The 12,700-nt window shown below is 60.5% G+C and carries 11 protein-coding genes and 7 pseudogenes; 6 read left to right on the top strand and 12 right to left on the bottom strand.

Annotation, left to right across the window (positions count from 1 at the left end):
• Positions 1-113 (top strand): annotated as a pseudogene (locus tag HV670_RS28070) (IS5/IS1182 family transposase); the annotation flags it as partial.
• 236 nt (positions 114-349) lie between these two features.
• On the opposite strand, the pseudogene HV670_RS28065 reads toward HV670_RS28070, so the two are convergent.
• From HV670_RS28065 to HV670_RS28050, 5 genes and pseudogenes are all read right to left on the bottom strand, one after another.
• Positions 350-832 (bottom strand): annotated as a pseudogene (locus HV670_RS28065) (beta-lactamase hydrolase domain-containing protein); the annotation flags it as partial.
• Positions 833-869: 37 nt separating this feature from the next.
• Complete coding sequence (locus HV670_RS28060) at positions 870-2,261, bottom strand: carbohydrate porin (protein WP_175108232.1); 1,392 nt, start codon at positions 2,259-2,261, stop codon at positions 870-872.
• Positions 2,262-2,817: 556 nt separating this feature from the next.
• Positions 2,818-3,839, bottom strand: a pseudogene (locus tag HV670_RS28055) (NRAMP family divalent metal transporter); the annotation flags it as partial.
• Positions 3,839-4,027, bottom strand: a pseudogene (locus HV670_RS31520) (hypothetical protein); the annotation flags it as partial. The pseudogenes HV670_RS28055 and HV670_RS31520, both read right to left, overlap by 1 nt.
• A gap of 8 nt (positions 4,028-4,035) precedes the next feature.
• Positions 4,036-4,514 (bottom strand): annotated as a pseudogene (locus tag HV670_RS28050) (DUF305 domain-containing protein).
• A 463-nt stretch (positions 4,515-4,977) separates the two neighbouring features.
• Between HV670_RS28050 and HV670_RS28045 the strand changes: the two are divergent.
• The 3 genes from HV670_RS28045 to HV670_RS28035 all read left to right on the top strand — a co-directional run bounded on the left by HV670_RS28045 (position 4,978) and on the right by HV670_RS28035 (position 7,018).
• Positions 4,978-5,553: a transcriptional regulator gene (locus HV670_RS28045; protein ID WP_246258045.1), complete on the top strand. Its 576-nt coding sequence runs from the start codon at positions 4,978-4,980 to the stop codon at positions 5,551-5,553.
• Between the two features lie 128 nt (positions 5,554-5,681).
• Positions 5,682-6,200, top strand: a complete 519-nt coding sequence (locus tag HV670_RS28040; RefSeq protein WP_175108229.1) for a sigma-70 family RNA polymerase sigma factor — start codon at positions 5,682-5,684, stop codon at positions 6,198-6,200.
• On the top strand, positions 6,197-7,018 hold the full coding sequence (locus HV670_RS28035) for an anti-sigma factor family protein (protein ID WP_175108228.1): 822 nt from the start codon (positions 6,197-6,199) through the stop codon (positions 7,016-7,018). The genes HV670_RS28040 and HV670_RS28035 overlap by 4 nt, the downstream gene beginning before the upstream one ends.
• Before the next feature lie 286 nt (positions 7,019-7,304).
• On the opposite strand, the gene HV670_RS32475 is transcribed toward HV670_RS28035, so the two are convergent.
• The gene (locus HV670_RS32475; RefSeq protein WP_246258044.1) at positions 7,305-7,490 is read right to left on the bottom strand and encodes a hypothetical protein; all 186 of its coding nucleotides are present in this window, start codon (positions 7,488-7,490) and stop codon (positions 7,305-7,307) included.
• Between HV670_RS32475 and HV670_RS28030 the strand changes: the two genes are divergently transcribed.
• Positions 7,449-7,838 carry a hypothetical protein gene (locus tag HV670_RS28030; protein ID WP_175108227.1) on the top strand — a complete coding sequence of 130 codons (390 nt, stop codon included), beginning with the start codon at positions 7,449-7,451 and terminating at the stop codon, positions 7,836-7,838. The two genes, HV670_RS32475 and HV670_RS28030, sit on opposite strands and share 42 nt — an antisense overlap.
• On the opposite strand, the pseudogene HV670_RS32470 reads toward HV670_RS28030, so the two are convergent.
• The 5 genes and pseudogenes from HV670_RS32470 to HV670_RS28010 form a co-directional block, all read right to left on the bottom strand.
• A pseudogene (locus tag HV670_RS32470) lies at positions 7,812-7,904 on the bottom strand (IS6 family transposase); the annotation flags it as partial. The gene HV670_RS28030 and the pseudogene HV670_RS32470 sit on opposite strands and share 27 nt — an antisense overlap.
• On the bottom strand, positions 7,905-8,708 hold the full coding sequence (locus tag HV670_RS28025; RefSeq protein WP_175108226.1) for a tyrosine-type recombinase/integrase: 804 nt from the start codon (positions 8,706-8,708) through the stop codon (positions 7,905-7,907).
• 67 nt (positions 8,709-8,775) lie between these two features.
• Positions 8,776-9,310, bottom strand: a pseudogene (locus tag HV670_RS28020) (IS630 family transposase); the annotation flags it as partial.
• A 349-nt stretch (positions 9,311-9,659) separates the two neighbouring features.
• Positions 9,660-10,352, bottom strand: coding sequence for a c-type cytochrome (locus tag HV670_RS28015; RefSeq protein ID WP_175108225.1), 693 nt, complete (start codon positions 10,350-10,352; stop codon positions 9,660-9,662).
• The gene (locus HV670_RS28010) at positions 10,349-10,579 is read right to left on the bottom strand and encodes a hypothetical protein (protein ID WP_175108224.1); all 231 of its coding nucleotides are present in this window, start codon (positions 10,577-10,579) and stop codon (positions 10,349-10,351) included. The genes HV670_RS28015 and HV670_RS28010 overlap by 4 nt, the downstream gene beginning before the upstream one ends.
• A 391-nt stretch (positions 10,580-10,970) precedes the next feature.
• Here HV670_RS28010 and HV670_RS28005 point away from each other — a divergent pair, with 391 nt between their 5' ends.
• Complete coding sequence (locus HV670_RS28005; RefSeq protein WP_175108223.1) at positions 10,971-12,245, top strand: porin; 1,275 nt, start codon at positions 10,971-10,973, stop codon at positions 12,243-12,245.
• A gap of 255 nt (positions 12,246-12,500) precedes the next feature.
• Here the strand turns inward: HV670_RS28005 and HV670_RS30680 are convergent.
• On the bottom strand, positions 12,501-12,700 hold a 200-nt coding region (locus tag HV670_RS30680; protein ID WP_217478544.1), incomplete at its 5' end, for a hypothetical protein.

The raw sequence follows: 12,700 nt of genomic DNA, 5'->3' as shown, positions 1-12,700 counted from the left end.
GGCGTCTACGCACTCGCTTCGATCGGCGCGCTGACATTCACGAAGCGTTTCTCAAACTCGGTTGCTCGCTCGTCTGCTGGAACATCTTCAGGCGTGCCGAGCAGTCTTTTTGAACTGGCCTCTAACGCACTTGCGCGCAATTCCGCGTCGGGTTGTTACAGTCAACATCCTGGGCACTGACGACCGCACGCCCTTGAAGCGCGCGCACTTTGCGCGGCTCACACCACTGCGGCGAAGCAATAAGACCCACCGCTCATTTGAAGACGCTCCTCTCATGAAAGCGCAACGTCGCCGCATCGATAGTCGGTGCCGTACCCGCGTCACCTGCAGGCCTCGCATGCGTGAAGGCATGCCAGTCGAGCTTGAGCCCCGGGCATACGATCAGTCTCCGGTACCGGACGACGCGGCAGCCTTCGAGGATCACCACATGACTGTCGGGCTCGAACGCGGCAACGGCCGCTTTGATCCAGTGCACTTTGCGCGGCAACACGGCGGCCATCTCACGCGCGATCGCTACTTGCTTGCATAGGCCCGCCCCCACCATCGTCCAGCCTGGCTGATAGTAGTGCGTGTCGGCCGGATCGATCACCGCAATGTCGAGCGTATGATCGCGCACGAGCAGACTCGAGGCCGTGGCAAGGCCCGCGGCGCCTGCGCCCACGATGACTATGTCAGCCGCCTCGATCTCGCTGAAGGTAGGTAGATCGGAGCCTTCGCCGTCGGGGCGATTGCAGATAATGCTGCGGAAGCCCGCAGTCTGGATGGCCGAAAGGTCGGACGCCGTGATCTGTAGCGAAACCGACATCTCGGCCGTCAATTTCCGGAGTTGCATCGATGACTCCTCGTATTGTGCTTTGCCCTGCGCTCCGTCAAAACGTGATGACTGTTCGCAGCCCCGCCACCGCCTCGTTGCCAATACGACCACCCGTGCTCGGGTTTGGGATGCCACCACCCGGATTGAAGAAGTATTGAAAATCGGCCTGCAATATCCACCAGGGCGCGACCTGATATTGGTAGGTCGCCTCGATCACCGTTTCGGCGGAACGCACGGGGTAGCCCGGCGACGTCAGCGCCATTTCGCGATCGAACGCGCTCGCACTCGAGCTGACCTGCGCATAGCTCACCGCCAGCCCGACCGAATCGTTATCGCGCCCCTTGAACGGCGCCTTCATCACCACCCCCGCGTCGATGTTGAAGTCGAACAGGTTGCGGTCCGACCGCGCCCCCATCACGCGCGCGAATACGCCAATCGACTTTGGACTGTCGGGGCTTGGGCGCCACACCATCTGGTCAGCGACGGCATAGACGCTGTAGTCGCCGTGATGCGACGCCGGAACGCCGCCGACGATGGCGAGCGGCAGGCCGTTCTGATTGAGACGCTCGTCCGCAAAGGGGTTGTTGTTGTACCAGAAGCCAAGCTTGTAAGTGCCCGGTAGCCCGCTCGGCTGTTGGCCCGAGCTGTTCGAAGGCGGCTGGTTGATCGCGTACTGCACCTCGCCGATCATCAAGGCGCCGTTGTGCAAATTGAAGTTTGTGCCGCTGCTGTTCAGCTTCTGAGGGTCTCCGGTGCCGGGTGCGGGATTGCCGTCGAAGATGCCGCCCAGCATCGTCACCGAATCGCTGAGCTTGAAGCGCAGCCGCAGACCGAGCGACGAGAGCGGGTAGACCGGTCCTCCCGCGGGCAGGTCGGCGGCGGGCAAGCCCGGCCAACCAAACGTCGAGTTCACGAACGTCGCGGCGTACTGGCTGATGATAAATTCCTGATCCAGGCTTTGCTGACCGATCTTGACATCGAACTTGTCGCCGAGCGACTGCTGGTACCAAAGCTCCCACAAGCGCGTGCCCGCCTCGGCTTCGGCACCGCTCGCAAACTGCACGGCGTTCAGGTTCGCCATGGAGATGCCGTGGCCGTGAATCTGCAGCCCATCGACGAAGAACTGGCCGCCCTGCAGGCCGAATGCCTTGCCCATGTCGACGGCCAAGTTGAATTGCGTAAGGCCGTCGTACGAGACGCCTTTGCGCACCCCACCGGTGAAGTTACCGTATGCCTCGCTCGTTTCCTGCAGACCGAACGTCACGCCGTGGTTGCCAAGCAGCGTCCGCAGCCCACCCATGTCGCCAAGCAAGTTCGATCGGTCCCAGAAGCCTGTCGGTGCGGGGGGCGGCGGGTCAGCCTGGACCGGTTTGGCGTCGGCAGCGGCCGGCGTTTCGCTCGCCGCTGGCGGTGCATCCGTTGCGGACTGGCCGTAGGCGGCACTCATCGTACCGGCTGCGAGGGTGAAGGCGAGCGCTGCGGCGACGCGGCTCCGTTTGAAGCGTGAAAAAGTAGCGGGGAGGTGCGTGCGGCCGATGACGACCTGCACCCGTCGTGTTCCGAGCGTGCTCGAACTTGCGCGATCGGCGCGTCGTCTGAGGTGGGCGGAGACGCAGAGGTACGTGCGCGAGACCTGCAGGAAACGTTCAATATGCATGTTTTGATTCCCGTCCGGCCCGGCTCAGCCGTGCAACGTGCGATAAGCGGCACGCTGCATCGCTTTGAAGCGAGCGGCGTGCGTCCATACGGGTGGGAAGCGGTCTTCGGGTCGACCGCCTGTAGCGGTCTGGGAAAGCGCTGACCCGGCAATTCGAGTCAGCGGCAGCAGAAGAGTCTGGCGTCGCTAACGCGCGATTGCAGTGGGGAGGCCGGCGCAGGCCGGCCTGCAAGATCGACTACTAGGGCTTGGGTCCACGAGGGACTCTCCTGTCTTTAAGACACCGTGGACTTCGCATCCCCGGAGGGAATTGCGAATCGAAAGTGCTGAATGTGTATCGGCGAACTCAATGCATCGCAACCTGTACGACCTTGAAGATCACGAGGCCAACCGCGATCACAAGGTAGCCGCGCAGCCCCCCATCCACGCGCGCGTCGCGAGCGTGAGATGAGGCGACGGCAATTCGCCGAGCGGCGGCATGCGCGAGGTGTCGCGCGCGTCCCAGGCATCGTTTTTCGCCGCCGTATTGCGCTGGCTACGCGGGACAGCCTTGCCGCGCAAGCGCTGCGCAAGTTGCGTCGCCACAAAACCAACAGCGAATAGCGTGACCCCGCCGACGAGAATCGCCATGATGGCGCCGCCGCTGATGTCCGGAAATACCGTGGAGGCGGTCGGAATGATCGAAAGCACGATGAGGACCGCGACCACGGCGCCCGTGAACAGGTTAAGGCGCTTCGAGTTTGTCCACGGACCGAGCACCGCTTTGTCGTTGCACAACTGAAGCAGAAAGACCGTCGCGCTCGGCAGCAGTACGCCGGCGGCGAGCGTTTGTACGGCCTCGGTCAGGAGACCCAGCGGGCTGCCGGGAATCAGCACAAGCACGGCAGCAAAGGCGATGAGCGCGAAGTAGACGAGATAGAATCCCTTCGCATCAAAGACGCTGCGACGCAGTGAATGACGAACCTCGAACACGTCGCCCGCCGCGTAGGCCGTCGCGAGCGAGACGGCGGCGGCGCCAATGATCGACGCGTCGAGCAGCGCCACGGCAAACAACGTCGCAGCCGTCTGGCCGATGTACTTTTGCAGCCCGGCGATCACGCCGCCCGCATCGGTGAAGTTACCAGACTCGGGGTGCCCGACGAAAAGGGCGGCCGTGAACGCTATCATCGCCACCGCGCCGATCATCACGAAAGCAATGCCGACCCAAAGATCGGCCTTTTCGTACTTCATGAAGCGCGGCGTGATGCGTTTGTCGATCACGTAGCTTTGCTGGAAGAACAGCTGCCATGGCGCGACAGTCGTGCCGACAATGCCGATGACGAGCAGCATGACGGCCGAGAGCTTTGCGCTTGTGGGCCAGCCCGGCACTTGTTGTCGGCCGGGTCGATCACCGACACCGTGTTCGAAAACTGTTCGGCAGCGTAAAAGCGATCGTGGTGGCTTACCGGAATGTCCGGATCGGACAGCGATCCGGGGGCCTGTCCGGCCCAAGCGAGCTGCGCTGCGGCCAGCGCGGCCGCCGACAGCGCGATGGTGAAAATCGATTTGCGTTTCATCATTGCTCCTACTGCGTAGGGTTCGGCATATTCATTTGCATGCCGTGGTGGGACGTCGGGTGGGCGTGGGCGGCCGGGATAGAAGCCGGCTTCTGTTGGTCCGGAGCGGGCGCCGACGGCGGCAATGGCAGTCGGAGCGCCAGGTGCATGGCGAAAATTTCCTGCTGTTGCTCGACGACGATCTCTTGCGCGATGCGGCGCAATTGTTCGTTGTGTCCATAGCGCAGTTCAGCCTGTGCCATGTCGATGGCGCGTTGATGGTGAGGCAACATCATTGCGACGAAAACGCAATCGACGTCACCCGTCGGCTTCACGGACATGCCGTCCATCATCTTGTCATGGCAGTATCGTTCTCCGCCAGGCAGGGCGCTTCCTCGGAAGCAGCGGTCTGCAAATCTGCAGGGAAGGCAGGCGTGTCGCAAAGTGCTGCAAGAGCAATGACGACGCTCAGGAGCGTTCGCGCGGTGCGAGGAATTGGGGTTTTCACGATGATTCTCCCGTTGTGAGTAACACGTGTCTCATTGGAGTGAACCCGCCGGATGCGAGGTTATTCCGAATGCCACGCACATTTCTCGCAGCAGCAGGTACGGAGCCGAACTTCCTACGATGTGATGCACATCCTATGCATCGAAGCGATGCCTACCAGGCTTCGGTCGCGCTCGCGCTGCAGGGGCCGGGCTGTGAACCAATTCAGCAAGGTGTTCCGATTGACCGAGGCGGAATAGATGGAATCGTTGCCATGTTTGCCTTTACATAGCCCAGCCGACACTTGACCGATACCCCACATGATTACGGACCCGCCCGATAACTTACCGCCCACTGAGACGGATGTTCATGCTTACGCAGATGGCGTCCTGGCAGCCGAGCGGTCCGAGCGTCTGCGCCATTACTTGGGCAATCGATCGGACGAAGCGCGTCGGGTCTTGTTTTACCGCAGCCTCAACGAGCGATTGAAGCGCGCTTTCCAGCCAACCGAGGAGCCGGCCACGGTTGGCGCGATTCGCGCTCAAGGTTGGCAAGCCGCGCTGAAGCGGCTGCTTACGCCGAACTCGTGCGGAGTCGCGCTGCGGACCTTTGTTGTGCTGGCGCTTTCGTTCGTTGCTTTAAGCGGATGGATTGTCGCGTTGCAAGCGTCGGATGAAGCGCTGAGCGATGCCGCAGTTATGGGGTTGGCGCGCGCGTCCAGTCGCTATCACGACGCCACACCGCCCGCGCAAGTGGCAGGCACTGACCATGCCGCTTCCGACCTCACGCCGGTACGCCTACGGCTCGCAGAGAAAAGCACGGTCGCACTCGGTCCGATCTCGCGAATATCCGAATTCGTCTATGTCAACACCACCGGTCAACCTGTCGTGCTGTTGGTCGGCCTTGCTCTCACGGCCCGGGAACAGACACAGTGGGCGGCGCGCCGGGTCGGCAACATCCGACTTCTTACATGGGTGACACGACACCAGCGCTATGTGTTAGCCGGCGACGCCAACACGCGCGGATTGGTGCAGACGGCCGATATCATGACATTGCGCTAAGGACGGCAGTTCGATGTGCCGTGCTCGTGCCGGAAACTGTTGCTCTGGAATAAACTGGGCAGGCACGTGTTTGCCAATACATAGCTTTATGGGCCGCATCACGTGAGACATCCTATTGGTACAGAGAAATGGACATTCGTGACGAGTTGATGGAGCACGTCCCGCGTCTCCGTCGTTACGCAAGAGCGCTGTTTCATAATCAGGATCTTGCCGACGACTTGGTGCAGGACACCCTCGAACGTGCCCTCGGTCGAACTACGCTGTTCGAGGCGGGTACGGACCTGCGTGCATGGCTCTTCACCATCATGCACAACGTGTTTGCGAACCAAGTACGCAAAGCTTCTATGCGCGCCGTTCACGTGTCGGTGGACGACGAGAGCGTTGCCGCAAGCGAGTTCGCGGTGCCGGCGGCTGAGACACGATCGTTGGAGGTGCGTGATCTCGACTACGCACTGCAGCGTCTACCTTCGGAGCAGCGCGAAGTCGTTCTGTTGGTCGGTTTGGAGGAGATGAGCTACGCGGACGTGGCCCTCACCCTCAACATTCCCCTCGGCACTGTAATGTCACGGCTCTCGCGCGGTCGCGAACGGCTGAGGGCAATAATGGCGGGCACGCAGCCCGGCACAAATTTGCGGGTGGTACGATGAACGAACAACACACTTCAATTGGCGATGACGAGCTTCACGCCTACGTTGACGGGACGCTGTCCGAGACGCGCCGCGTCGAGGTGGAGCAAGCCCTCGAGCGCAATCCTGAACTGGCCGCGCGAGTAAGAGACTACTTCTCTCTGAATGCACTCCTGCACGAGCGCTATGACCGCTTGTTGAGCGATCCCGTGCCTAAGCGCCTGCAGCTGACTGCTCGGCGGCCATGGCGCGAAGTCATGAACTGGGCACAGTTCGCAGGAATGGCGGCCGCGCTCCTGCTGGGCGTGGGGATCGGCATGGGAACTCAGATGGGCAAGAATGGGCTCTCTCAGCTGGCGAGCCAATCGGATACACGCAGTGTCAGCCTCAACGAATCGGAGATGTTCGCTCGCCAAGCGGCGGTCGCACACGTTGTGTACATGCCCGCCGTCGACCGGCCGGCCGAGATTGGTGCGGACAGGGAACAGGACTTCGTACAGTGGCTGTCCAACCGTCTCGGCGTCGACGTGCATCCCCCAATCCTCGCGAAAGCGGGTTTCGAACTGGCGGGGGGGCGCTTGCTGCCCAGCTCTGACGGTCCTACGGCCTTGTTTATGTACCGCGATGCAAAGGGCGAGCGGGTCACGCTGTACATCTCGCGGCGAAAAGTGAATTCGAATACGACGGCGTTCAAGTTGTACAAGGATGGCCCGGTCAACGTCTTCTATTGGGTAGACGGTGACTTCGGCTACGCGGTAACGGGTGGTATAGATCGCAAGGTGCTGCTCGAGTTGTCGCATAACGTGTACGAGCAATTGACCAAGGTGACGCCGGGATAATAGTGCGGGAAGACTCTCGAAATCGAATCGGGCGGGTAACACTACCCGGTTCTGTTGCGCTGCGCTGGGTTAGAATTTTCGTTCGATTACAAGTGACGAACAAGATGGCCGAGACGAGAAAGAGTCTGCGAGATGAGCTCATACAGGAGTGAGCCGTTCCCGCCGGAACTGGGTTGGGCTCGCATAAAATTCGCAGGCCAATGACTGCATTCCTTGGGTTGAAGCCTAAGTAGTACCTGTTCGCAATTCGGGGCGTCACTCGGGAATAATGGCTAACACGGCGTGTTTACGGCGGCGTACCCTTTTCAGGGGCGCGACCATAAACGCCACCTCGCAGAACCCACTCCGCGTGCCTGTACGACATCGCGCCGGCGCCCGCGTTTGCGCAGGCATCGTCGCCGGCGTCCTCGCGATCCTTGTAAATACCGCAATGCTGACCGCCGCCGACCGTTTCCACGTCGTGACGGCGCACGGCGGACTCCTGACGCTGCTGCTGAAACTAATCGGTCCCCCGACACCGCCGATGGCGACGACGTGGGGTTTCCGGCAGCTCTTCCATCTCCTTGTGGGCGTTGCGATGGCCGTCGTCTATGCCGTCACGCTCGGCGGCTCGCGCGGCGCCGTGCTCGCGAAAGGCCTCGTTGCCGCGGCCGGCGTATGGCTCACCAACGCATGCGTAGTCTTGCCACTGATCGGGCAGGGCTTCGCTGGCCATCGCGTGCTCACGCCGCTCGGCGTGAGCGTCTTCGCGGTTGCGCACACCGCATTCTTCGTGCTGAATGCCTGGCTCTTCGAGCTGGTCGACAGCGCGCAGGAGTAGCGCGGAATACCAGCGCACAGCGCAACTGATGACTCCGGCTGGAAAACGGTGACCGTGATAAAACAATTATTTCTTCACCACTCCATCCTGGGCGGCCAAAGCACGGCGGGCGATCATGCGGTAGACATCCGCCTGACTCATCGCCCGGTCCGTCAGTTTTGCGGACCGGCCGACACTGGTCCGAAACAATACCCCCTTGGAATCGCCAGCGAGGGCGGCCCCGTTGATATGCGCATGCAGATATTCATCGAGGCTGTGGTGCGCTGGCATGTCGTGATCTTTGCCGCCTTTTTCATGGAGGCGAATCCAAGTGCGCCGTCCCTGCACATAGACATCCTCGACACGCATTTTCGTGACCGCGCCGACGCGGCCGAACGTGTAGACCATGGCGGCGATCAGGGCCCGGTCACGGAGACCGATCGGCGTGCCAGCGTCGATGGAATCCAGCAGGGCCCGCGCTTCATCGGCGGCCAGTACTGGCGTTTTGCCTTTCTTGGCCGAGTGTTTCGGCCCGCGTACGGCTGCAGCCGGATTCATCTTGAGAACCTGTCCGACAACGAGCCAATCGAACAGCATCCGGAGCGCGGCCAGGTGCAGCTTGACCGAGGGGGCCGAAAGCCGCCGCTGCAGCGTTTCGACATAGGTTGCGAAGTGGACCGGCTCGATGTCCTGCAGCTCGCCCAGCCGGTTTTCGTCCCACCACGCGGCAAAGTCACTCACGGCACGCGCATAGGCCTTGCGCGTGTTCGGATTGCGGATATTGGCCGTGAAGAATTCAATGAAGCGTTTCGAGGCGGCCGGGTCCGGAGCGAACAGCGCCGGCGGACCAGAATCCACCCCGGAGGTAACTTTCAGAATCGCATTTGACATCACCCCTCTTCTGGCCTTCCAGCCTTATTGGGCGCGGGCCGCAGCCCTTCTTTCGCTAGCAAATGCTGTGAACATGGCTAGCGGAATTAACGAACATCAACAACGGGCGTCGCGCAACGCCTGTGCGCTTGACGTGACTCCACACCAGCTCATCGGGGTTGAGGTCTGGTGCGTAACCCTGCAGGAAGTGCAAGGTCAGCTTGCCCTGGGTACTCGCTACGTAGTCTTTGACGACAGATTTCTTGTGCGCGGGCAATCCGTCGACAATCAGATGAACTGCCTTGCGGCGATTGGACATCAGCTTCCTGAGCAGCATCACGAACAGCTCACCGCTGAGCCCACCTTCGTACGTTGCAAACCAGAAAGCCCCTTTTCGAGTTCACGGCGGACGCCGCACTCATGCTTTGCCTCTGACCCGGTCGTTCGACGACTGGCGTTTCGCCGCGTTGCGCCCAGGTCCTGCCATGCACCGAGTCGGCCCGAAAGCCGGATTCGTCCCAGAAGAAGATGTCGGCATTTTCCTCGCGAGCCTGTCTGACAATGGCCGGATACGTGTCGCGCTGCCAGCGCTCGATCGCCTCCGGATCGGGCGGCCAGCTCCTGATGTCGAATTCGCTCGTACTGATGCGCCCCTCTCGCTCGATGGCTTCCAGCGACCCCCCGTACGCCCGGTGGCTCGAGCTGACGCAGAACCTCTTCCGAAACACGCGCATCGACACGAATCGCGCCAAACGAGATTCAACGCGGCCCGCCGTGATTGATCATGCTGCCTGGCAGTTGTATCGCGCAACGCGGCCTTTGATCGACCACGGCAGAATATGTGACGCCGTGTCGTCAACTCGTCGATGGGAGAATGCAACGGCGCTGTTTTGGCGCTGCTTCTCACCGGACACCTCTGCGTCGGCTTCGGGTCATGGGAGCCGCGGATGCACCGCTCGCATTCGAGCGTGTTCACGGCGCCGTAACGGACAAATAAGCGGCGACCTGCTCGATCTGCGTGTCATTGAGTGAGGCGGCAACCGCGGTCATGCTTCCCGGTTTGGGCGTCGAGGTCTTTGCGCGCGCCTGAAATTCGTGTAGTCGTGCGATCGTGAAAGCGGCCGGCTCACCTGCGATACCTGGGAAACGTGCGCCATTTCCTTTTCCGCCAGCACCGTGGCAACTGAAGCATGCCTGAACGCTTATGCCTGCTCCCGTCTCGGCCAGTTGCTTGCCCGCCGTCACGAGAGCCGTGGGGGGTACGGAAGTCGGTGCCAGTGGCGGATGCTGTTTCGAGAAAAAGACCGCCAGCGTACGAATGTCGCTCTCGGAGAGGTTCTGCGCCACCGCCTGCATCTGCGGGCTGATGCGGGTGCCTGCCTTGAACATTGAAAGCGCGTGCGCAAGGTAATCAGGATCTTTTCCCGCAAGCCTTGGTGCGTCCGTTTCACTGCCCGCACCCAGCACGCCATGACAAGCCACGCAAGTGGCAATCGATGGCCCCTCGGCGGCAGTGGCTTGATTCGTCGCCGGGACTTCGGATTGGGCATGACAGAGCATCGCGAACGCACCAATGGATGCCGCTGTACCAATATAAACGCCACGCCGGAGAATACGTCGCAACGGTGAATTCGCATTCGTCGGAAAGATGGTCATACGATTCATCGCGGCTCCTTGTGCATGTTCATCTGCATGCTGTTGTGGGATATCGGCTCCCCTGGTGTCGCAGTGGAATTCAAGGCTGACAATTCGTCGGACGCAGGCGTCGTAGGCGGCAGCGGTTGTCCCAGTGCATGGCTCATCGCGATGATTCCCTGCTGCATCAACGCAACAAAATCTTGATCGACGTCTCCTATCGGCTTGATGGATATCTCATCCATCATCTTCGCCATGGTTTTGTCGGCGCCATGTCGATCGCACGTTGATGGTGAGGCAGCACCGGCGGTCAGATTTTCAAAAGCGACGTATCTGTGAGCACACAGCGTTGCACGAAATGCCAAGCGATGTGATAGACGGCGTCGCTGTGCTTTGGAGCGAACCGGCACGTATAGAGACCTATGTCCTCAGCGTACAAGGACGCTGAGGGGCTTCTCTCGAAAATTTCAGAGCACGCGGAATAAGTCGATACGTCCACATGTTTGCGTCCTATAAGCAAATACGGGTTACCTCCAGGGACTATTTTAGATCCCTTCAATTTTTGATCGAAACCGGCGAAATGCGAAGCGCGGCGATGGTGCATGCGTCAGAGCAAAGCCAAGAAACTGAAACGGAAGATTTTCAAATATGAAATGGAGACTTATCCCCGGCGCAATTCTCGCGTTGCTTGCCGGAGTGGCGCACGCCGACGACCTGAGCGGTAACAGCGTCGAGCTTTACGGAATACTCGACGTCGCCATTGGAACAGTGGAGCACAGTGCCAACGGAAGCGGGTTGGAGGCAATCACGATCGACCCCGTAAGGGTAGCCGTGGCCAATTATCATCGGGTCACCGGCGTGTTCAACGGAGGGCTTTCAGATTCGCGCTGGGGCATTCGTGGAACCGAAGACCTCGGAGGCGGGCTGCACTCATTCTTCGACCTGGAGTCGGGTTTCAGTCTGCAATCAGGCTCGATCAATAATGCGGCTGCCGCCATTGCCGGCACGAACAATACGACGACCGGCGCATCGGCGCTCGACGGGCAGCTCTTCAACCGCGGCGCGTACGTCGGATTGCGGGACGACAAGTATGGCAGCATCTCGTTTGGCCGGTCGACAACGCTCGGCTACGACACGCTCATGTCCTACGATCCTCTCTCCTTCGCTCAGTTGTTCTCGCCGTTCGGCTATTCGGGATCGTTCTCGGCTGGCGGCATCACGGAAGGTTCGCGGACTGACAACAACGTCAAGTACACGAACAAGATCGGCGATTTCAAGGTTGGCCTTTCATACGGCTTCGGCAATGTGGCAGGCAACCTCCGCGCCGGCTCGTCGTTCGGCGCGGACCTCGGCTATGAGGCGCACTCTCTCTCTGTCGATGCGGGCTACTACTACGCTCGCGACATCGTGCATTCGGGAGCGCTCGTGGGGGCGAATCCGGTTGGCAGCCCGCTTATCGGAAGTTACGTCGGCACGTTGACGCTGAACAACGATGAGGACGCCTATCTTGTTGGGAAATATTCGTTTGGTGCGCTGACACTGAAGGGGGGCTATGAGCGCTATGAATTGAAGCCTCCTTCGGATCCCACGGTTGCCGGCGCACCCACCAATTACTACGGGTTCGACGGCACACTCGTCAATACGCTGTACGCAACGAAGACGAACGTCTACTTCTTCGGCGGCGACTATAAGGTGACGCCCGCACTCGACGTTGTAGCGGGCTTCTATGATACACAGCTGTTGCAAAGCGCACATGTGGCGGGAGGTAATCAGCTCGAATACTCGCTGCTGGTCGATTACAACCTCAGCCACCGGACCGACGTCTACGTCGGGTACATGTTCTCGAAGTTCAACGGCGCCGAGTTCGTCGGCTACGAGCCGACGAACTACGTTGCCGCAGCTGGCATCCGCACGACCTTCTGACGTGGAGCCTCGTCAGTGGCCACAACCCTGTGGTCGTCGACGAGTCGATGCACCGGTCGTTTACGCACCACTGCGTGGGAATCTCGGACGATAACGCACGGTTCTGTCGCGATAACGCATGCGTGACCTGTTTTTGCTCAATGGCTTGAAAGGGATAATCGTTGCATTCGGCCGGCGTCAGCTCGCTGGCTGCCGACGCCACGCAGCTTGCCACCAGCATGTAAAGCACCGCCGCAGTTTTGATCCAGAAGGTTTTCATGCCGTCCGCTCCTTGCGCGTTGTTGTGACGATGCAATGTTGGACGACGTATCGAACTGCGATGAAAGAGATGAACGTTTTGTTAGGGACACGCTGACCAATACGCATCGCATAGCCGGTTGACGTGCGAATGGATGCGACGATCGGCCCGCGGGCACTGCCGATGCTGAATAGCGGGTCTCGACAGCCTTTGGAAG

It is taken from the genome of Pararobbsia alpina (assembly GCF_902859895.1).
Classification (GTDB): domain Bacteria; phylum Pseudomonadota; class Gammaproteobacteria; order Burkholderiales; family Burkholderiaceae; genus Pararobbsia; species Pararobbsia alpina.
Note: the sequence above shows the minus strand (reverse complement) of the source record. Positions and strands in the feature narration are given on the sequence as shown.

Bases quoted from the DNA above. Each gene is read 5' to 3' on its own strand.
- HV670_RS28040 (WP_175108229.1), top strand. From the start codon at position 5,682: ATGGACATTCGTGACGAGTTGATGGAGCACGTCCCGCGTCTCCGTCGT.
- HV670_RS28005 (WP_175108223.1), top strand. From the start codon at position 10,971: ATGAAATGGAGACTTATCCCCGGCGCAATTCTCGCGTTGCTTGCCGGA.
- HV670_RS28025 (WP_175108226.1), bottom strand. From the start codon at position 8,708: ATGTCAAATGCGATTCTGAAAGTTACCTCCGGGGTGGATTCTGGTCCG.
- HV670_RS28010 (WP_175108224.1), bottom strand. From the start codon at position 10,579: ATGGCGAAGATGATGGATGAGATATCCATCAAGCCGATAGGAGACGTC.
- HV670_RS28015 (WP_175108225.1), bottom strand. From the start codon at position 10,352: ATGAATCGTATGACCATCTTTCCGACGAATGCGAATTCACCGTTGCGA.
- HV670_RS28030 (WP_175108227.1), top strand. From the start codon at position 7,449: ATGCTGACCGCCGCCGACCGTTTCCACGTCGTGACGGCGCACGGCGGA.
- HV670_RS28060 (WP_175108232.1), bottom strand. From the start codon at position 2,261: ATGAGTGCCGCCTACGGCCAGTCCGCAACGGATGCACCGCCAGCGGCG.
- HV670_RS28035 (WP_175108228.1), top strand. From the start codon at position 6,197: ATGAACGAACAACACACTTCAATTGGCGATGACGAGCTTCACGCCTAC.